Below are 21,726 nucleotides of genomic sequence, written 5' to 3'. Positions count from 1 at the left end.
GTTTTAGCGTACTGCTTTTCTCCTCTTTTTTACAAGCTTTAAAATAATTCGTCGGCGCTGCTTGGCTGCTCTTTTTGTCGCTCTCTTTCCTGTATTTTAAGTTTGGCACTGGCGCTACTTTGCTTAAAGCGCCATGACTCATTACCTGTTTCGATGATATGGCAATGGTGCGTCAGCCGATCCAGTAAGGCCGTGGTGAGCTTAGCGTTGCCGAACACATTAGGCCACTCCGCAAAGGTCAAATTGGTGGTGATGATCACGCTGGTGCGCTCATACAATTTGCTCAGCAAATGAAACAGCAGCGCACCGCCCGCTTGTGAGAAAGGTAAATAGCCCAATTCATCCAGAATCACCACGTCCATATGCATCAGGCTATACGCCAATTTACCTTGCCTACCTGCAGCCTTTTCTTGCTCAAGTCGGTTGACCAATTCCAGCGTGGAATGGAACCGTACCCGTAATTCTTGTTGTTGGATGCCTGTGATGCCTAGCGCCGTCGCCAGATGCGTTTTGCCCGTTCCTGTACCGCCAATCAATACGATGTTATGGGCTGCTGCGGCGTATTGACCTTGGGCGAGCTCACGAATTAAGCTTTCATCAACTTTGGATTGGCTAAAGTCAAAGCCCGCCAAGTCACGATGATGTGGGAAGCGAGCGGCTTGCATTTGATAGCTAATCGAGCGCACATGCCGATCGGCATGTTCGGCGCGAATCATCTGCCGCAGATAAGCATCAAGGGTATTGGCCTCATGGCTAGGGCTGGATTGGCGTATGTCGGTATACGTCGATGCCATGCCGTGGAGCTTCAGCTGTTTTAGTTCAGTGTGGATGTCGAGCTCCATGCTACACCTCGCTATTTTGGTGCAGCTGATCGTAACGCCCACTATCCGCAAGCGGCGGGTCTTTCAGTTGCAACGCCGTTTCTAATGTCGCTAGCTGTGGCGCTTCGTGTAACCGCGTCAGTACATTGAGAACATGCTCGGCACTGACTTGCCCCGTTTCCAGCATTAACTCAACGGCCACTTGCAACGTAGTGAGGCCATGCCGAGGAATACAGCCAAGCACTTTGGCCATGACTCGATCACCGCCGTCATGTCGCAACAAGCGCTGTTGCAATTGTTGCAAATAGTCAGGCATTTCGCTGAATGGCGCGCCATTGCGCAATGCGCCTGGCTTCTTCTCAACCAAAGGAACGTAATGTTGCCAGTCATAAAAGATGCGGCTGCGATCAAAGCTACGCGGATGCTGTGTCACTGGATCTTGATCGGCATAGATGACGATGTGCGTTGGATAGAGTCGAATACTCACCATTTGATTGGCTAAATGGCACGGCACTGAATAGCGATTGCGCTGAAAGGTGATCAAACAGGTACTCGAAACCCGCGCTAAGATTTCGGTATAACCATCAAACGCACCTGGAAACGGCATCATCTGCACTTGTTCGTCTTGCAGCAACTCAGCCAAAGTGAGTTCTGGATAGTCGGGGTGATGCATCTCTTGCCATGCGGCGCGACAGCGCTCGGCGAGCCAGAGATTGAGCTCATCAAAGTTGGCGAACTGTACTTGCTGTGCCGCCTGCCAAATTTGCCGCCGCCGATCTTGCACGTTCTTCTCAACAATGCCTTTCTCCCAACCGGAAGCGACATTGCAGAAATCGGGATCAAACAAATAATGCGCCGTCATGGCATGAAAGCGCGCATTCACGACCCTTGATTTGCCTGGCAAGACTTTATCCACGGCGGTCTTCATGTTGTCGTAGATGCCGCGAGTCGGCACACCGCCCAGCATTTGAAACGCACGAGTATGTGCATCAAACAACATCTCGTGACTTTGGGTCGGATAGGCCAACAAGGCAAATGCACGACTAGCGCACAGTTTCAGATGCGCCAACAACACCTTGCGATGAATGCCGCCAATCAGCAGCGATTCCTCGCTCCAGTCGAATTGAAACGCTTCACCCAGTGCAAACTTGAGCGGTACAAAAGCGGATTTCAACGAGGGCCCCATGGTTTCTAAACGCCACTGGCGAATAAATGCGGTGACGCAGGAATAATCGCCATCAAAGCCAGCGAGAACGAGTTCTTGGAACAAGACTCTGGCCGTGCGACGGTCGCGTTTCGGGCGATGCAAATCGGTTTGTAATGCCTTGATGAGCTGCGCGTGAAACGCGCGTGAGTTTGGTATTAACGGACTTGCGTTGATAACGGGGTTCAGTGCTGGACTCGGTACGAATCCATTTCTTGACGGTATTACGAGTGAGTGAAGTGCGTCGTGCAATCTCACTAATGGAGAGCCGATCGCGGAAATACATGCGGCGGACTTTAGCAAATGTGGCCATGGTAATCACCTTCAATTTCCTAGCTCGTTGAACGAGTTTGGAGATTAGTTACCCTGGTCAAAATTCACTGCGCAAGATGGCGTTTTGCTGGTTAATATTCAATGCGCCTCAACAGCTATTTTTGATTGGTTTAAACAAGAGAATCAAGAACTGCGATATAAAATAGCTCAAGACTTTACCATTAAAAAATTCACAGAACAGACGCAATCAATTTTTTATACACTGCAACCGATATCGTTCTGCAATCATGATGATCTCTTGGCATACATGGATAGCAGAAGTTTGAGCTTGGATGAGAAGAAACACTGGCTAGATGGTGTTAAGAAACTATACCACCAACAGCAATACCGAAAAAATCTCAAGGGTAAGAAACAGTACAACTTCATTCTTCCTGAGTCCACAATTGCCAAGCTTGATGGACTAGCTATTCAGTACTCACTAAGCAGAGCTGAAATTATTGAGCTTTTAATAAAAATGGAAGCTACGAAACCGACCCATCTTCCTGAGCGACTTAGGTACGTAATGCAAATGACCTTGTGAGTAGCGGGACAAGGCCACTTGATCCCTATAGCCTTTACTTTCCCGAGCGCCAAATGTCCAAGATAAGCCAATAACAACTTATTGAAGCCAAAATCAAGTGGTACACTCGATGGTACACCACAAATAACAGTCAATAAAAAAACCCTGATAAATCAGGGCTTTAGCTTTAATTCTTGGCGGAGAGAGGGGGATTCGAACCCCCGACAGGGATTAACCTGTGGCCGCTTTCCAGGCGACTAACTTAAACCACTCATACATCTCTCCGCAAGAGAGGCCGAATCATACCGAACCCATCCCTTGCTGGCAAGCGCGGCGCGGGATTAATTCAAATCCAGCGCTCGCTGCTGCCCATTTTAAATCACACTTCAGCGACTGGGATTTTGCCAATTTTGGCTTGCCACTCTTTTGGTGCTGTTGCATGCACCGATGTGCCATTCGAATCCACAGCGACCGTGACGGGCATATCGACGACATCAAACTCGTAAATCCCTTCCATCCCCAAATCAGCAAAGCCCACTACACGGCTGGCTTTGATCGCTTTTGACACCAAGTATGCAGCACCGCCAACGGCCATCAAATACACTGATTGGTGTTTTTTGATCGCATCAATCCCTGCTGGGCCGCGCTCGGCTTTACCAATCATGCCCAGTAAGCCAGTTTCTGCGAGTACTTGCTCGGTAAATTTATCCATGCGTGTGGCGGTGGTTGGGCCGGCGGGTCCGATGATTTCATCGCGCACGGCATCAACTGGGCCAACGTAATAAATAAAGCGCCCAGCAAAATCAACCGGCAGTTTTTCGCCTTTATTGAGCATATCGACCATGCGCTTATGCGCTGCGTCGCGCCCGGTCAGCATTTTGCCGTTAAGTAACAGCGTTTGGCCGGGTTTCCATGTCGCCACTTCTTCGCGCGTAACCGAGTTCAAATCCACTCGGGTGGCGGCGCTGGACGGCGTCCACGTTACATCGGGCCAATCTTCCAATTTAGGCTCTTCCAATACCGCAGGGCCTGAGCCATCAAGCGTAAAGTGCACATGGCGCGTTGCCGCACAGTTAGGAATCATCGCCACTGGCAAGCTAGCGGCATGCGTTGGGTAGTCTTTAATTTTCACGTCCAGCACCGTGGCCAAACCGCCCAAACCTTGCGCGCCAATGCCTAGCGCGTTAACTTTTTCGTACAGCTCAACACGTAGCTCTTCAACGCGGTTTTGCGGACCACGAGCGATCAATTCGTGAATGTCGATTTCTTCCATCAACGCTTCTTTGGCCATCACCATGGCTTTTTCGGCTGTGCCGCCAATGCCAATCCCCAACATGCCTGGTGGACACCAGCCTGCGCCCATTAATGGCACAGTTTTCAACACCCAATCGACGATCGAATCGGAAGGATTAAGCATGACAAATTTGGTTTTGTTTTCAGAGCCGCCGCCCTTGGCTGCGATATCAATCTCCACCGTACAGCCCGGCACGATTTCATAGTGAATCACGGCTGGCGTATTGTCCTTGGTGTTTTTACGTAAGCCTGCCGGATCCATCAAAATCGACGCGCGCAATTTATTGTCGGGATGCAAGTAAGCACGGCGTACGCCTTCGTTAATCATGTCCGTCACGCCCATCGTCGCGCCATCCCACTGCACGTCCATCCCAACGCGAACGAACACCGTCACAATGCCGGTATCTTGGCAAATGGGGCGATGACCTTCGGCACACATGCGACTATTGGTTAGGATTTGCGCGATCGCATCTTTAGCAGCAGGGCTTTCTTCTAATTCATAAGCCCGACCTAAAGCTTGGATATAATCCTTAGGGTGGTAGTAACTAATGTATTGCAAGCTATCGGCAATGCTGGTGATGAGATCGTCTTGGCGAATCTTACTCATTATATGCTCCGTAGGGTCCAGTTTTACGCCCAAATTGTAGCGTATCCTGCGGCACTACCGATCATCGGTCTGCTAGATATTTCACCTACATCGTTAAAATTAATTTTTAGAGTTCAAGATGCCAACGATCGCCCACTACCTTGCGCAACAACCAGTGTTTAACCCTGCGGGATTACTACCTTTTTATTTCGGCTTAAATCAGCTGGGCTGGGTTGAGCCGGAAATCGCATCGATATTATGTAGTCAGACTCAAGACTGGAAAATCAGTCAGCAAACACTCTACCTTGACAGCCCGCAGCCCGCACAAGCCATGTACCAAGCAGCCAAAATACTGCAACAACAAGGCTTAATCCAAGGTTGGCGTAATGAACAATACGGGGTTTACGCCCCGATTTTGAATAATGCAGCCGATTTTACTCAGCCCTTATGGGCATTAGAGCGCGCCGCTTTTCGCCGCTTTGGCCTACTCAGCCGCGCAGTGCACATCAATGGCTACTACCCCGATGGCAGCTTATGCATTGCAAGGCGTGCCAAAACCAAGAGTATTGACCCAGACAGATTAGACAATATGGCCGCTGGCGGCATACCCCTTGGCGAAGAGCCTAAGGACTGTGCGATACGTGAATTATTTGAAGAAGCGGGTTTTAATGCTCAATTAAGCAATACGCTGGTGTTGCAAGAAACTATCCTTATGCAACGCAACGAAATCGATGGCACCCACCGCGAACTACTGTATTGCTTTGATTTAGCGTTGCCGACCGATTTTACACCGAACAATCAAGACGGCGAAGTCGCCGCTTTTTATCGTATGTCGCCAGAGCAAGCGACAAACAAACTTCAGCAAATGACTTGGGATGCAGGCGTGGTGACCGCTCGATTTTTACAGCGGCAGCAATTTTAGTGTTTGTGATTGAAATAAAACCCTAGTTCAACGCTAATACCTAATTAGCGTGTCGCGTAATTAACGCAAAACCAATCTAGCCACCCATTTATTAATTCAAAAACAAAAATTTAAGGCAAGATAGCTAAAAAATAAAAATCAGCCAATTAATTCAAAAATTATATATAAAAAAATTTTCTCCTTCCGCGAAACAGCATAAAAACGTTAACAAATAGAACGACAGGAATATAAACCATGTCTATTTATGCCACCTATTCCAAGCTAGCTTTGGTTTCATTGATATGGGGAGGCACCTTTGTTGCCGGTCGCTATCTATCTGCAGATGTGCCCCCATTATTATCAGCTTGCCTGCGATTTTTCTTAGCAAGTATGACATTAATCATCATCATTAGCATCAAAAACAATTTAATTATTGAACTATCAAAATCACAAATACTTAGATTAATTACACTTGGATTCTTCGGTGTATTTTCGTATAACATTTTCTTTTTTTATGGATTGCACTATACCGATGCTTCACGAGCCTCTCTGATTGTTGCCCTCAATCCGGCATTAATTGCGTTAACCGCCTTTTTTATTGAAAAAGAAAAAATATCTCGAATCAATCTGATAGGAATCATAGGCTGTGTAGTTGGCGCGATAACAGTTATTCTCAGCAAAAGCACCATTTCTAATTCAAACAGCGAACTATGGAAAGGCGACTTACTCATTTTGGGCTGTGTAATCAGTTGGGTAATCTATACGGTATTTGCAAAAAAAATAGTTTTGGAAATTGGCCCAATTCATACCGTGACTTATTCTGTGGTTGCAGGTACGGGCATGTTATTTATGGCGCTTATTTTCCAAGACGGAGATACCATTTCAGCCATGACCTTAATCACGCAAAAACAAATATTGAGTCTGGTCTATCTTGGCGTCATTGGATCGGCTATAGCTTATATTTTGTATTACGACGGAATACAAAGCATTGGCGCTACAAAAGCCGGCGGATTTATTGCGCTCAATCCGCTATCTGCGGTAATCCTTAGTTTTTTGATTCTGGGTGAAAACTTAAGTATTTCCATGTTGCTCGGCGGCATCATCGCCATTACAGGCATCTATTTTTGTAATAAATAACGTATTCAATTAGCACGGGAAAAGTGATTCCTACAATCATCCCATTTCAATAAAAACCATAAATTGCGGCCAGAACATCAGACTTTAAAGGCGTTTAAAAATTCGACATGCTCGGTGGCGTTAGCTCGGCAGGCAGGTGTGGCGCTTTGGCTAGCCAGTTCACTAAAGCAGCGCTACTCATGGGTTCGGCAATCAAATAACCTTGCACTTCGTCACACCCCATCACCGCCAGTGCTTGCCAGATCGCAACGGTTTCCACGCCTTCGGCGACGACTTTTAGCCCCAAGATATGGCCGATTTCAATCATGGAACGAACAATAGAGACGCTTTCAAAGGTGCTATTCATCGACATCACAAACACTTGGTCGATTTTTAATTCATTGACTGGCATTTTGGCCAAATAAGCAAAAGACGAATAACCGGTACCAAAATCATCAATCGATAAGCGCACGCCGAGGGCACGTAGGCGAGCAAGATTTTGTAACATCACGTCGGGCTTATGCATCACACCGGTTTCAGTGATTTCAAGACAAAGATTCGCCGCGTCGCCCGCCTTAATCAGCTGCGCTTCGACAAAATCGACAAATTGTACATCCTCGACATCACTCACCCCCACATTCACTGAAATCAGTAAGCGCAGTCCGGTTTGCTGCCAAGCGACTTGCTGACGCAATACTTCGTGCAGCACCCATTCAGTAATGCCGCGTAATTTACCGGTTTTTTCCGCAAATGGAATAAACAGCCCTGGAGAAATCCAACCACGACTCGGATGCTGCCACCGCACCAAAGCCTCAGCGGCATTCACCTGCCCAGTGGCCACATTAATTTTGGGCTGGTAATACACCACTAAATGATTCTCTTGCAAGGCTTCGCGCAAATCACCCAACAGCGTAAATTGACTTAAACGATTTTCTTCTCGCGAAGGATCATATAAAACACTGCCTTCTCGGTTTAACTTGGCAAAAAACATCGCCACTTCAGCATGACGCAACAAGCCCTCGGTGGTATTGGCATGCTGTGGAAAGATGGCGATACCCGAGCGGATCGCAATATGAATTTTTTGTTCACCCAATAACAGCGACGCCGATAAGGATTCTTCTATTTGCCGCATTTGCGGCTGAACTTGCGATTCATTCTCAGCCGAGAGCAATAAAGCAAACACATTGCCCGACACTCGACCGACCAACCGAACTGGGTTAGCTTGCAGCAAAGAAAATCGATCCGCGATAATGCATAAAGCACGGTCACCCGCTTCAAAACCAAACGCATCATTCACATAACGAAAATCAGCCAAATCAATCATCGCCACCGCCAGCCACAATGGATTTTTACTCAGCGCCACGGTTAAGGCTTCAGCAAACTTCACGCGATTGGGCAAGCCGGTTAATCGATCGGTAAATGCTAACTGGCGTAATAAATGCTCGCGCGCCGAAATCGCGTCGCCCATGGCATTAAACGCCGACGCCAAGCTACCTAATTCATCATGCCGATGAATTGGCATGCGGACATCAAATTCACCCGCAGCAAAACGGCGCACCGCCAAAGAAAACCGCCGTAATGGTGCGGTCATTTTATTCGCCAAAATAGATGCCACGCCTGCACCCATTAAAAACAACAATAAACAACACAAAGCAGCCTGAACTTTAAGCTGACTTTGCTGCGCCAATACCGATTCCATCGAGATATCAGCCGCTAAAACATAAAAACCGCCGCCCTTGCGTGGCAGCGCCATGGCGATGGAGCGAAAAACGCCATATTCATCCCTCACCTCGCCAAAATAAGTTTTTCCACTGTCTAACGCGGCCTTAAATCGCAGCTCCTGATCGGCATACGGTTGCAAATAATGCCCATAGCGCCCCTCTTTCACCTCAGATGGACTGGCACTGTCGGCCAAATAACGCACCTGACCTTGTTCCATCGCCAATACATATAAATAGCGCACGCCAACTTGCTCGGCATAGCGATTTAACTGCAGTACATTGCGCTCATAATCGGCACTAGAAACCGATTTTCCACTAAGGGCACGATCTAGATAATCTTCGGGTAAAACAAAGGGAATCGCTCGCGCTGCAGACAATAAACGACCATCAAGCTCGGCAATTAAGGCCGTATTTAAAAATACATACAGCGCCGCAGACAAAGCCATTGAAATTAACAAATTCAGCAACAGCAAAACCAATAGAACTTTGGTTCTTGCTCCCCTAAATTGATTAATTAATCTTGTGCGAAAGTCCAAAATGGCGCCTCAAACTCAATTTACATTCATCGAGTTTAAGTAATAGACCGATTTGCTGCGGCGCGCAAAGAAAGTTACGTGAAATCTAACCAATCAACCACTTTCTTCTAGCTTTCGATTTGCCTAGGTTTTCTACTGGGTTTGCCTGTAAACCAATGGTATCCAAAGCCGCCCATTGTGGCGTTACTTGGCACCTAAACAGCACATCACGGCGAAAGGCATGAACTTCAAGCGAGCGCACCGGCAAGTCAGCGCCTTGCGCGGCAGTAGCCAGCATGGCGTCAAATTGACTGGCGTTCACTCGCAAGCCATCAATCGCCACCAGCACGTCCCCCGCCGCCAAGCCCGCTTGTTCTGCGGCACCGGCCGTCATCACATTGAGCAACTTCACCCCCATCGCATCACTTGCCGTCTTAGCACATAGACTCAACTTGGGCGCGGCCGGTTGTGCTAGCCACCCACCCCGATCTTGCGCAGAATCAGCCGCCCTTTGTTGCCAGACAATATCTAAATCGGCGAGCAATGCTTGCAATGGCAGCGGCGCAGTTGAGCGTAAGCCCAGTTCAAATAAATCTGACAAATCAACACCGGTTACCCGTTGGGCCAAAGCTTCCCACTCGGTTTCGGCAATCCCGCGGCCAGCGGTCTCGAAGGTCATGCCATACTCTTGCCACAATGCACGCATCACATCATCCAACGATTTTTGCTGTTGGGTAGCTTGGCGGATGGTTAAATCTAGGCACAGTGCAAACAGCGCGCCTTTGGTGTAATAACTCACTAGCGCATTGGGGCTGTTTTCATCTGGTCGATAATACTTAATCCAGGTATCAAAGCTGGCGTCTTCTAGATTCTGCACTAGACGGCCATACCCCCGCTCAACACTGCTTATGGTTTGCGACAATAAGTCCAAATAGGCCTGCTCTGTAATCACCCCAGCGCGCAGCAAACATAAATCATCGTAATACGAGGTAACACCCTCAAACGCCCACAATAGCCGCGAATAATTCTCTTGGCTTAAGTCATACGGCGCATAAGCGGCGGGTTTAATGCGCTTCACATTCCAGCTATGAAAATATTCATGGCTGCATAAGCCCAAAAATTGCCGATAGCCCGATTTAACCTCTACCTCATGCGCCCTAGGCAGGTCACTGCGATTGCAAATTAAAGCCGTCGATGCGCGATGCTCTAAACCGCCGTAGCCTTCGCCCACCGCCAGAGTCAGAAATAAATAATCTTTAAATGGCGCTGGACTACCGAAAAATTGAATTTGATACTCGCAGATTTTTTGTAAATCTTGCGCCAAGCGCGGTAAATCGGCTTGATGTCGCCCCGCAATCACCATGCGATGCGGCACCCCTGCCGCAATAAATTCGACTTGAGAAAAATCACTCATTTCAACCGGATGATCAATCAGATCATCATAGTTTTGCGCCAGATACTGACCAAAACCAGCAGCATCGACCTGCTGCGCAGGCAGACTGGTTGCCACTTTCCAAGCGCTGTTCTGGCTCGGAACAATCGTTAAGCTGCAGGATTGATCTTCTTGCCCTGCCACAGCTAAGAAAACGCTAGTGCCATTAAAAAAGCCGCGTTCATGATCCAAATACGCACCACGTACCGATAAATCAAAGGCATACACTTGATACGTCACCCGCAACGGCGCTGTAACCACAGCCGCCTGCCAGCTCGATTTGTCCAACTTCGTTAGCGGCACGCGAACACCGGCCGACTCGGCTGCAATACTGACGATATGTTTGGCAAATTCACGCAGCAAATAACTACCCGGAATCCAGCTTGGCAAATGCACGATCTGCCCTGCCGCATCAGGCTGCTCAATCGTTAGTTCAACCGCAAACAAATGCGCGGCGTTAGAGTGGGGGGTAATTTTGTATTGGATGCTCATGATTAATAGCGACCTCAAAATGGGTGTTGCGTCTTTTATTCAAGCCAATCGTTCAATGCGGCTCGCATTGAACGGCCTAGCTAGTCACGATTTCTTGAAACAACAGACCTTTGCAAAAAAAAATGATCGCCAAGTGTTACCTGGCGATCAATCACTTTAAATCAGTTTGTGGGCTGGCGCGGTCATTTACCGCGCCAGCACTACCAAGATTACTCTCGACGCCAGCCAGTGCCTTGCGCCGTATCTTCCAGCACAATCCCAGCCGCGGCCAATTCATCCCGAATTCGATCCGATTCGGCCCAATTTTTGGCCGCCCGCGCCGCTTTACGCGCCGCGATTGCCGCTTCGATTTGCTCCGCTTGCCAAATACTATCGCTGCTACCCGCTTGCAAATACGCTTCTGGATCGCGCTGCAATAAACCCAGCACATTGGCCAACGCTTTTAACAAACTCGCCGCAGCAATACCTTGCTCAGTAGCGCCGTGTTTATTGGCTTGCAAGGCCAATTCAAACAACACCGCCACCGCTTCGGTGGTGGCAAAATCATCATCCATCGCCGCTTTAAAACGCGCCGCCATCGGGTGTGACCAATCAATGGATACGGTTTGAGCAGGGATCGACTTTAGCGTGGTGTATAAACGCGTTAAGGCATTTTTAGCATCGTCTAAATGCGCGTCGCTGTAATTGAGTGGGCTGCGATAATGCGCGCGCAAAATAAAGAAGCGCAAAACTTCAGCGTCGTATTGCGCCAAAACGTCACGAATAATGAAAAAATTACCAAGGCTTTTCGACATTTTTTCATTATCAACATTGATAAATCCATTATGCAGCCAGTAATTAACATAAGGATGGCCGTGCGCACCCTCCGATTGGGCGATTTCATTTTCATGATGCGGAAACTGTAAATCCTCACCACCGCCATGAATATCAAACTGCTCGCCCAAATGGTGGCAGCTCATTGCCGAGCATTCAATATGCCAACCGGGCCGACCGCTACCCCACGGTGAAGCCCACTTCACTTCCTTAGGTTCTTCAGCTTTAGCGCTTTTCCACAACACAAAATCCGCTGGATCTTGCTTATTTTCGTCAATATCGACGCGCTCACCGGCACGCTGATCATCTAAATTTTTACGCGATAATTTGCCGTAACCTTGAAATTTGCGCACCGAATAATACACATCGCCATTGGGCGCTGAATACGCCAAACCACGATCAAACAACTGGCCAATAATCGACTGCATGCCATGAATATGCTCAGTGGCACGGGGCTCATGATCTGGGCGAATAATCCCCAGCGCAGCAAAGTCTTCATTCATCGCGGCAATAAAGCGCTCGGTGAGCGCATGAATCGACTCGCCATTTTCTGCGGCACGGCGAATGATTTTGTCATCAATATCGGTGATATTACGCACATAATTCACTTGGTAACCCGACTCACGAAACCAACGCGTGATAACGTCAAACACCACCACCATCCGCGCATGGCCAATATGGCAATAATCGTAAACCGTCATCCCGCAAACATACATGTTCACAATGCCGGGCGTCATCGGTTTAAATTCCTGCTTCTCGCGGGCCAAGGTATTGTACAAAGTGATCATAAAGGGCTCGTAATTGGATTTAGTCCGTCATTCTACCAAAGCTACCGAGTACGCCCAACGCTGTTTACTGAAAAATTCAAACTTCACCTGCGCTTTAACGTGATGCGATCAATTACTTACACGCATCACCTTACGCCAGCGTCGATGTGTACCAGCTCGACTTAATATGTCAGCCAAACCATCAATAAGGTAGCGCCAGCAACCCGAGCTCGGCACATTGATTGGCGCTTTTACGCCAACAAAAACGAAATTATTCAAGATATTTTCGCCCACCGTAGCCCGAAACCCCGAGCAAGAGTCGAACTAGACCGTAACAAGTCCACACCACAGCTCGGCGTAAATAACTGGCTTGATGTATATGCTCGGGCAAAATAAGCAGCGCATCACGCTGCAAACGGTATTGCAAATCAGCCCGCAGCTGCTGCGCGAAAGACGCATTCTCAACAATAAGATTCGCCTCTCGCGCCAGCAATAAACTAAATGGATCAATATTGCTTGACCCCACGGTGGCCCAGACCTGATCAATCACCGCCACTTTGGCATGCATAAACCCGCTTTTATATTGATAAATCTCGACGCCGGCGTGCAATAAATCACGGTAATACGCCCAGCTGGCGTATTGCAGCAAGGCATGATCACGCTCGTCTTGTAGCAACAGCACCACCTTCACGCCGCGCTTAGCAGCGCGCATCAAAGCTTGGCGTAAACGCAGACCGGGTAAGAAATAAGCGTTGGCGATTATGATTTCTGATTGCGCCGCTTCAATCGCTTGCAAATAAGCTTTTTCAATTGCATGCCGATTGCGCGCATTATCTCGCACCACCAGGCGCGCTTTAGCATCCCCTGCTACCGTCGGCAATGGCCACTGTATACGAGCAAAAATTGATTTTTTAAATTGCATCCACGCGGTGTACTGCCACTCACGCAGCAAGGCCTGCTCAATCTCCAGCACCACCGGCCCTTTGACGGCAACGGCATAATCGTAGCGCGGCGCCATGCCGGGACCATCATCGTCGCTAATGATATTGATGCCGCCGATAAACGCCAGCTGGCCATCAAAACAAGACAATTTGCGATGCAAGCGCCGTAAACGTGAGCGCTTAAGCGCGAAACGACTCACCTCGGGGCGAAAAAACAAAACTTGCACCCCTGCGTCCTGCATCTCTTGGCGCAGCGAGGCCGGAAAAGCATAAGCGCCAAAGCCATCAAGCAATAAGCCGACTCGAACGCCGCGTTGGGCGGCGCGCATCAACGCGCGGGCCACCGCAAAGCCGATGTCATCGCTCGCAAAAATATACGTTTCAAGGCGAATTTCAAACTGAGCCGCATCAATCGCTGACAGCAGCGCAGGGAAAAACTCTAAGCCATCACGCAATAAAGTCAGCTGATGTCCGTCCAAGTAATGCGTCATACCTTTGGAGCACCAGCCAGAGATAATGTGGCCAATAAAGGCGCGTGGTCCGACAAACTGCGCCACGGCGCGCCTTGCAAAACCTCGGCCGACTCAATACTAAAACCACGGGTATAGATACGATCTAAAGAGAAAAACGGCATTCTGGCCGGAAAACTGCGCGCATGCGCGCCATGCAAAGACTGAAAAACTTCGTCCATGCCCAATTCAGATTGCAGCACTTGGCTGACTTCACCGCGCCAATCGTTAAAATCCCCCGCCAGCACCAGCGGCGCGTCTTGCGGCACTTGCTCAGCAATGGCGCGAATCATCAATTGCAATTGCTTACGCCGATCCGAGGCACGTAAATTCAGATGCACACAAAAAGCATGCAAAGACTGCGTCCAATGCGGTAAATCCAGCTGACAATACAACAAACCCCGTTGCTCAAACCGGTGCAAAGTTAAATCGTGATTACTGCGATGCAAAATTGGAAACCGCGATAACAAAGCATTGCCGTGATGCCCGAGTAAATAATGGGCATTACTACCGTAAGCAGAAAATAGCGCATCGCCAGCCAAATACACGTGCTGGGCATCCAGCGGCCAAGTATGGATTTTTTTGGCTAAATCATGGTGCAGACCCTGTACTTCCTGCAAAAAAACAATATCCGGATCAAGCGCTTTTAAAGCATGACGCACGCCATGCAATACAAAATTCTGGTTGAGCGGTGACATGCCTTTATGAATATTGTAAGAAGCAACTCGCAATATATTTTTGCTTTTTAATGGCATAGCGGCATACTCCTCAAAATCCCAATGTCAACACTGAATCGAGCAAGCTTAGCACAGCCTTAGACGCGACAACGGGTTTGCTGCTCATCATTGTCAGCAAAAATAAAAGGGCCATCGGCCCTTTTATTATTAGTACTGCATCCAGCCTTAACTTATTTCAAGGATGCATCTGCTTGAGCCTGCAAGATGCCACATAACAAACGGCTTAGCGCCGGATAAAACGCCACTTGAGTTACGATCGTTTGGCATTTTTGGCTAAATTCTGGCACCCAGCGTAGCAAAGACGCCACCATGTCTTGCTCGTCCAGCGCTTTGCCGGTCATCGCTAGCCAAGACAACAACTCAAGCTGAATCGCCAAATGATCGGCCGCTTCAGGATAGTTGCTATCTAAGCCTAGGGCGTAGCGCTCTAGCTTTTCACGCATGGCTTTTTCTTCTGGACCAAACAGCGTTTTATGCTCGCCCAAATAGCAAGACGCATACGGCAAAGCACTACTTTTAACGTCTAACAAAAAACACATGGTGTAATCGGCCGCCAATTCAAGTTGGGCATCGGGCAGATCACGTAAAGCATTGATCGCGCCTTGCATATCCTGAACTTCAGCGGCAAATCCAGCTTGCGCCAATACCTCAAATAACGGCTCAGCAGCACCGGAAAACCAAGTCTGTAGCTGTGCCTCGCTCAATTCTCGCGCATAGAGCGTCGCAAACCAAGCGTATAAAGCCGCGCGTTGATCGGCTGGCGCCGCTTCTGTTGGCTCCGGTGTTACTGTGCTGGCATTCATTTAGGCATCACCTCAGTTGGGCCACCAAACGCAGTCACTGCGGGGGCTTTTCCTTTGTATTTTTCAACTTCAACCACGCAAGTATTGGCACTAATGGCCTGCGCCAAGCTCGACGTACCAATGTCTTGCGTCATGGTATTGGGGTCACCATAGGTATCGAGTGCACCGATTTCTGGCCCAGTTGGACCATACCAAGCGCCCTCTTGCAAACGCACCACGCCTTTGGGGAAATCACTAGAAACATGCGCGCCAACCAAGGCTTGACCACGATCATTAAACACCCGAACCAAATCGCCGTGTTTAATACCACGTTGTCGCGCGTCCTCTGGACTCATAAACAAAGGCTCGCGCCCTTGAATCGCATACGTTGCCCGCATCGGTTCCGAGTCACACATTTGCGAATGCAAGCGTTTGTCCGGGTGAACCGATTGCATCCACAACGGGAAGCGTTTTGAATTCGGACCGCCGTGTGAGCGCTCGCTTTTTTCCATCCACACCGGATGCCCCGGGCAATCGGCGTAATTATAGCTAGCGATTTTCCGGCTAAAGATTTCAATAAAGCCCGATGGCGTTCCCAAGGCGTTGATTTCCGCGTCTTCACGGAAATCGGCATGGCGCACCCATGGTTTGCCCGCAGGGAATAACACAAAGCCTTTGGCCCAGAATTCTTTAAATGGCGGCATTGGGAATTTACTGCCGTTTTCCTTGCGACAATTTTCGTACAAGAATTCCAACCACTGCATTTCATCCATATTGCGGCTGTATTCTTTGTCGCGGCCAAAGCGCTGCGTTAAGCCACGGAAAATCTCAAAGTCAGTTTTAGAGCTAAACAGTGGATCAACCAGTTTTTGCATCGCAATCACACCACGACCACTGTACGAACCATACGCGTCAATGTCGTTACGCTCGAACTGCGTACACGCTGGCAAGACGATATCGGCAAAGCGGCAGGTTGCCGTCCACGTGTAATCCACCGCCACCACCGTTTCAAGGCGATGGAAGGCTTTTTTCATCTTGTTACGGTCTTGCTGACGATGCCATTGATTGCAACCGCTATAAATCGCCATTTTGTACGGCGGCAATTTAACTTTCTGGCCGTTGTAATCAATCACCTTACCGGGGTCTAGCAATGCGTCGATCGCTCGAGCGCACGGAATCATCTGGCTATAGCCTTTGTAATCGGTGTTGGTGTATTTCGGTTTTTTACCCGGATCTAAATTCAACGGGAAAGAACCTGGCATTGCAGCGCCCGAAGACGGCACGCCAATCGAGCTGTAGTGATGGGCATAACTAATCCCGCCGCCTGGCAAACCAATTTGCCCCAACATCGCCGCCAACACCGCGCCCATCCAATATGGTTGCTCGCCATGCTCCTGACGCTGCACCGCCCAGCCAAAAATAAGCTGGGTACGGCCACTGGCCATCAAGCGCGCTAATTCACGAATTTGCTGCGCTTTGACGCCGCAAATCTGCTCGGCCCATTCTGGCGTTTTTGCCGTTTTGTCCGTGCCTTGCCCTAATAGATAAGGTAGGAACTTCTCAAAACCGAGGGTATACGCATCAAGGAATTGCTGGTCATGCAGTTTCTCGGTATACAGCGTATGCGCCAAACCCATCATCAACGCCACATCCGTCAATGGATTGACGTATTGCTTTTCGCAGCCAAGATAGTTTTGCGTTTTGCTTTTCACCGGATCAATGCTGATCACGCGAATTTCTTTCTTGGCGATCTTGTTTTTTAGTTGCTCAAGGTAGGCGAAAGATTCATGCGTTTCGCAATTCCAACCCACTTGCAAGTTTTTAACTGGATCACTGGCCCAAAAAATAACGGTTTTACTTTCTTTAAGGATGACTTCCCACGAAGTGCCTTGTGAATACACTTCGGTTGAACCGAGTACATATGGCAAAATTACCTGCCCAGCACCGGTCGAGTAATCCCCAGCGGTGGAAATCGTATGCCCGTGCATATTCATCGCCCGCAACATATGATTGCCGCAGGTATGAAATTGCCCAGTCTGACGCCAACCGACCAAACCGGTGTGCATCGCCCACGGACCATAGCTGGTTTGCACCCGCTCAAGCTCGGAATAAAACAGATCTAAAGCTTGATCCCAAGTCACACGGACAAAGCGATTGTCCCCGCGTTGGGTGGTGTCACTCTTATGGCCATTTTTAAGCCAATCTAAACGCACCATCGGGTAGCGAATCCGCGATGGGCTATAGATCAAGCCGATAATGCCTTGAATCATTTCGGTGGGGTATTTATCAAATTCAAAGGCTTTGATTTCAACCACTTTACCGCCAGCCACACGGGCACGGATTGCGCCCCAGTGCGAACCGGTGATTTTCCAATCGGTGCCACTGCCGGTAACGGCAGCCGCTTTGGCTTCGCTTTCGCGAGAGAGTAATAAACTAGGGCTTACTAACGCAGCCACGGTGGCCAGCGACAAACCCTTTAAAAATACACGGCGTGAGTTCTGAGTCATGAGCTTATTCAATTAGTGGCTAGGTTTTTTAAAATCTGACGAATTATTTTGTAGGTATTTCAGTACCAAGCCTTGGGTATCTTTATCCATGCTAGTAAAACCGACCATCCCACCAAATAACCCCGGCCAGGTATTTGCATCAAAATGCGCTTCGTCAGGCTGCTTATGGCAAACACTGCAGCTATTTTTGTAACTGTCTTTGGCCACCGACCAGATTGGATCGGTACTCGCCACCACTTCACCTTTTTTAATCCAGAACGTAGCTGACGATTTTTGCCAAATCAAACCGGTATTTGGATCTTCTTTGCTTTCTGCAATTTTCACCAATTGCTTGTCTTGCGCGACGGCTTTTTCGAGCGTGGCAACGGTAATGTTTTTAGCAAAATGGCCATACCAAACTCGGCCAAAGCCTTTGCTCTTACGCCAAGCCGAAACTTCAACTTGCTGCGCAGCGCCTTTCTCTTGCAGTACTTTAACTGGCGCACCAACTTCCAACTTACCCGCCACTTTGCTCATGGCTTCATCCAAGTACAATTCACGCGGATACACATTAAAGTAAGTGCCACCGACTTTAACGCTCTCATTGCCAGCCGCTTGAATCAAGCCATCAAATGCTGGATTACGCGCATCGGTTTTTTCTGGTTTTTTATGCGCAATCCCTTGATGGCAATCGACACAACTTTGATTACGCTCTGCCGCACCGCGCATTGCTTCACGCGATGTTTCACGCATTTTTTCAAAATCCATGCTGTTGTAGTCATGGCAAGTACGGCATTCTTTTGAGCCATTGGCTTTAAAGCGATCCCACTCGTTTTGCGCCAAACGAGCTCGGTTGGCTTCAAATTTTTCTGGCGTATCGATTTTGCCGGTTAGGTGCGACCAAACCTCAACACTGGCTTGAATCTTGCGCGCCATTTTGTCGGTAAAGTCATGCGGCACATGGCAATCAGAGCACTGCGCCCGCACGCCAGAGCGATTGCTCCAATGCACTGTTTCTTTAAGTTCTTCTTGGTTTTGATGCATGGTGTGGCAGCTAACACAGAAGGCTTCGGTATTGGTGGCAGCCATCCCCGCATTAAAGCCTTGCCACGCCAAAATACCGGCAATAAAACCCACCGTCACCAAAACACCCAGACCAATTTTGGCCGCTGGCTTGCAAAATAAATTTCGCAACCAGATCCATATTTTTTTCATAAACAAATCCAATTCATCAAAACAAAAAAGCGAGATAACAATCTCGCTTTACGCGCCCGGCAAGCCGATTAAAAAAATCTGCAATAAGCGCACAATCAAACCATAGGTGGCAATCGCGCCAAACATCGCAATCGGCAAGCCTACAAACGCCAACAACAAAAGCTTTTTCCATTCGCTTTTGCGAGTTTTTTCTGTTGTTATTTCAGTCATTATTACCACTATCCAATGCTTCAATTAAAACCAATGCCTACCGCGATACACAGCAAACCCATATATATACTTATAATTATCTACGAACTAATTCATTATTTCAGTTAACTTTTACCTACAAAAAAATTATTTAAACAATGTATTTGTTTTTTCTGGCGGCTACTTTACAAATCGCTATTCAAGCACGAACAACAACAGCTACATCTAAACGAGCTACAGAAAAATAATTTAGAAACCATTAGGTTAAATAAAACAGAGGCAATCAGAGAACAGCATAAAAAAACAAAAATTACCGCTAATTTATTTAAAATTAACCCACAAAACAAAGCACAACATTGACCTCAATCAACAAGGCCATACGTGTAAAGATGCAGAAAGATACTCAACACAAAAACCAACCGCTGGTCAGCCAACAAAACTCAACAAAAACAACTTATCTACAGCAAAAACCTAAAAAACACCCCACTTTACGGCGTAAATATTAACACCCTCACTTACAGGCACTCCCTTACAATGTGCCGCGCCAAATGTCGAACTAACTTAACCAAACCTCGAATTACACCGTCTCGTTTAATTTCCTTTTACAAGGTAAACAATGCATTTAAATACACTGTTGACGCTGTTTGCTGTCGCACTCCTAAGCGCTTGCTCAAGCGGAGAAGATCTGCCAACACCCGAAGCATCGAGCACTCCAACTCCGGTCATTGCCAGCTCGCCCCCAGCCGCAAGTAAGGCGCCAAATTCAAGTAGCGCTCACCAAGAAAATGGCCTTCCGCCGGTCATTGAGCAATTTTAAATTGCCCGACGGATTGCCCGATTGACGGCACAGATTCAATTTTTCAAATCATAAAACCCAAGGCCACACCCTAATGAAGCGTCATTTCATCCAGCATTTACTCATATCGACCAGCCTACTTGCCGCCAGCACCGGCGCATTCGCTCACGGCTATATGACCGAGCCGACCTCACGGGCTTATTTATGCAAAATTGGCGGCAATAGCCAATGCGGCGCAGTGCAATGGGAACCACAAAGCATTGAAGCACCGTCTGGATTTCCAGCCCTAGGTCCTGCCGACGGCAAAATTGCCAGCGCTGGCCATATTCAGTTCTCGGAATTAGATGCGCAAACCAGCGATCGCTGGACCAAGCGCGATATCAAAGCCGGCCCACAAAACATGAGCTGGTTTTTTACCGCCAATCACACTACGCGCAATTGGCGCTACTACATCACCAAACAAGACTGGAATCCGAATCAAGCACTGACTCGCGCGGCGTTTGATCTCAAGCCTTTTTGTGAAGTGGATGGCGGAATGCAAAAGCCAAATCCACAAACCAGCCACCTTTGCACCGTACCGCAGCGCACCGGCTATCAAGTGATACTGGGGGTATGGGAAGTAGGTGACACCAGTAATAGTTTTTACAATGTGATCGACGTGATGTTTGACGACAATGGCGGACAACCTGCTCCCGACTGGCGCCAAGGCGGCAGCATCCACCCTTCGGTCGATTTAAAATCGGGCGATCGCGTCATGACACGCGTTTTTGACCAAAACGGCGAACGTCCTCAGCTACAAACCACACTCACAATTGCCAATGCCGCACAAGGGCTACGCAATAATTGGGCACACGCTCTGGCGAGCAAAATCAACCAAGAGCAACAGCACATTCGTGCTGGGCAAAAAGCCAGCAACGGGCAATTTGGCCCTGTTTATGGTTTAAATCCAATTTATCTTAAAACCAGTAGCGGCTTAAGTCGGGTTGAGATTCAAATCGAACAAAAGCAACCACCGCTGGTCAATAGCGTTCAAGTCAGTAATCTCGCTCGTGAATACAGCATCAAAGACGGCAAAGTGACACTGACTTTTAATGTCGCAGCGCAAGGCGACCTAAACGTCAGCAATACGGTTTATAACCATGACGGCATTGCACAAGGCCAAAGCGAAGCCAGCCTAAACAACAGCAATAAAACCTTTACCATGGCGCTAAGCAATGTAAAAGCCGGCCATCATCAGCTGGTGGTGAAAGGCTCGCCTAAAAATGGCGGCGCTTATGTACAGCAAACCCTCGATATGATGTTTAACGACGCCACTGCGGGTGGGCAATATGATTTTGTCTTCCCTGCATCAATTAAATCGTATCAAGCAGGTACTTTGGTCAAACAAGAGAAAGACGGCAAAACCTATCGCTGCAAGCCGTTTCCATACAGTGGCTACTGCTCGCAATGGTCAAGTAGCGCCACGCAATACGAGCCTGGCGTTGGCTCACACTGGTCATCGGCTTGGGATGAAGTGAAATAATAAACTAGCCGCAGTTAAAGCTTAGGGCTTAGACGCCGTGCCACACCGCCGTTGTA

Annotated in this window: 15 protein-coding genes, 1 tRNA gene and 1 pseudogene; 4 read left to right on the top strand and 13 right to left on the bottom strand. The window is 48.4% G+C overall.

The genetic code is table 11. The features are described 5' to 3' along the window. Positions 1–38: 38 nt before the first annotated feature. Both istB and istA read right to left on the bottom strand, forming a co-directional pair. A complete protein-coding gene (istB, locus tag K4H25_RS08810; RefSeq protein WP_221020179.1) occupies positions 39–842 on the bottom strand; it encodes an IS21-like element helper ATPase IstB in 804 nt (267 codons plus the stop codon). 1 nt (position 843) lies between these two features. Continuing rightward, a pseudogene (gene istA, locus K4H25_RS08805) lies at positions 844–2,338 on the bottom strand (IS21 family transposase). Positions 2,339–2,422: 84 nt separating this feature from the next. Between istA and K4H25_RS08800 the strand changes: the two are divergent. Beyond that, positions 2,423–2,878, top strand: coding sequence for a hypothetical protein (locus K4H25_RS08800; RefSeq protein WP_221020178.1), 456 nt, complete (start codon positions 2,423–2,425; stop codon positions 2,876–2,878). A 174-nt stretch (positions 2,879–3,052) separates the two neighbouring features. Here K4H25_RS08800 and K4H25_RS08795 read toward each other — a convergent pair. Both K4H25_RS08795 and K4H25_RS08790 read right to left on the bottom strand, forming a co-directional pair. Then, positions 3,053–3,142, bottom strand: a tRNA-Ser gene (locus tag K4H25_RS08795). 94 nt (positions 3,143–3,236) lie between these two features. Continuing rightward, positions 3,237–4,757, bottom strand: a complete 1,521-nt coding sequence (locus K4H25_RS08790) for a fumarate hydratase (protein ID WP_221020177.1) — start codon at positions 4,755–4,757, stop codon at positions 3,237–3,239. 118 nt (positions 4,758–4,875) lie between these two features. Here K4H25_RS08790 and K4H25_RS08785 point away from each other — a divergent pair, with 118 nt between their 5' ends. After that, positions 4,876–5,658: an NUDIX hydrolase gene (locus K4H25_RS08785; protein ID WP_221020176.1), complete on the top strand. Its 783-nt coding sequence runs from the start codon at positions 4,876–4,878 to the stop codon at positions 5,656–5,658. A 234-nt stretch (positions 5,659–5,892) separates the two neighbouring features. After that, positions 5,893–6,774 carry a DMT family transporter gene (locus tag K4H25_RS08780; RefSeq protein ID WP_221020175.1) on the top strand — a complete coding sequence of 294 codons (882 nt, stop codon included), beginning with the start codon at positions 5,893–5,895 and terminating at the stop codon, positions 6,772–6,774. A gap of 94 nt (positions 6,775–6,868) precedes the next feature. Here the strand turns inward: K4H25_RS08780 and K4H25_RS08775 are convergent, their stop codons facing one another. From K4H25_RS08775 to K4H25_RS08735, 9 genes are all read right to left on the bottom strand, one after another. Further along, positions 6,869–8,941: a putative bifunctional diguanylate cyclase/phosphodiesterase gene (locus K4H25_RS08775; RefSeq protein ID WP_221020174.1), complete on the bottom strand. Its 2,073-nt coding sequence runs from the start codon at positions 8,939–8,941 to the stop codon at positions 6,869–6,871. A gap of 154 nt (positions 8,942–9,095) precedes the next feature. Further along, positions 9,096–10,913, bottom strand: coding sequence for a M61 family metallopeptidase (locus K4H25_RS08770; protein ID WP_221020173.1), 1,818 nt, complete (start codon positions 10,911–10,913; stop codon positions 9,096–9,098). A 209-nt stretch (positions 10,914–11,122) separates the two neighbouring features. Beyond that, positions 11,123–12,514, bottom strand: a complete 1,392-nt coding sequence (gene cysS / locus K4H25_RS08765; RefSeq protein WP_221020172.1) for a cysteine--tRNA ligase — start codon at positions 12,512–12,514, stop codon at positions 11,123–11,125. 250 nt (positions 12,515–12,764) lie between these two features. After that, on the bottom strand, positions 12,765–13,925 hold the full coding sequence (clsB, locus tag K4H25_RS08760) for a cardiolipin synthase ClsB (protein ID WP_221020171.1): 1,161 nt from the start codon (positions 13,923–13,925) through the stop codon (positions 12,765–12,767). Continuing rightward, positions 13,922–14,698, bottom strand: a complete 777-nt coding sequence (locus K4H25_RS08755) for an endonuclease/exonuclease/phosphatase family protein (protein ID WP_221020170.1) — start codon at positions 14,696–14,698, stop codon at positions 13,922–13,924. Before K4H25_RS08755 ends, clsB begins: the two co-directional genes overlap by 4 nt. Positions 14,699–14,850: 152 nt before the next feature. Beyond that, complete coding sequence (gene torD / locus K4H25_RS08750) at positions 14,851–15,483, bottom strand: molecular chaperone TorD (protein ID WP_221020169.1); 633 nt, start codon at positions 15,481–15,483, stop codon at positions 14,851–14,853. Continuing rightward, positions 15,480–17,969, bottom strand: coding sequence for a trimethylamine-N-oxide reductase TorA (gene torA, locus K4H25_RS08745; protein ID WP_221020168.1), 2,490 nt, complete (start codon positions 17,967–17,969; stop codon positions 15,480–15,482). Before torA ends, torD begins: the two co-directional genes overlap by 4 nt. 12 nt (positions 17,970–17,981) lie before the next feature. Further along, the gene (gene torC, locus K4H25_RS08740) at positions 17,982–19,163 is read right to left on the bottom strand and encodes a pentaheme c-type cytochrome TorC (RefSeq protein ID WP_221020167.1); all 1,182 of its coding nucleotides are present in this window, start codon (positions 19,161–19,163) and stop codon (positions 17,982–17,984) included. 48 nt (positions 19,164–19,211) lie between these two features. After that, entirely contained in the window at positions 19,212–19,373 is a 162-nt protein-coding gene (locus K4H25_RS08735) for a nitrate/trimethylamine N-oxide reductase NapE/TorE (protein ID WP_173533950.1), read from the bottom strand. Between the two features lie 869 nt (positions 19,374–20,242). Here K4H25_RS08735 and gbpA point away from each other — a divergent pair. Continuing rightward, positions 20,243–21,670 carry an N-acetylglucosamine-binding protein GbpA gene (gbpA, locus tag K4H25_RS08730; RefSeq protein ID WP_221020166.1) on the top strand — a complete coding sequence of 476 codons (1,428 nt, stop codon included), beginning with the start codon at positions 20,243–20,245 and terminating at the stop codon, positions 21,668–21,670. Positions 21,671–21,726: the final 56 nt, after the last annotated feature.

Source organism: Deefgea piscis (assembly GCF_019665785.1).
Taxonomy (GTDB): domain Bacteria; phylum Pseudomonadota; class Gammaproteobacteria; order Burkholderiales; family Chitinibacteraceae; genus Deefgea.
Note: the sequence above shows the minus strand (reverse complement) of the source record. Positions and strands in the feature narration are given on the sequence as shown.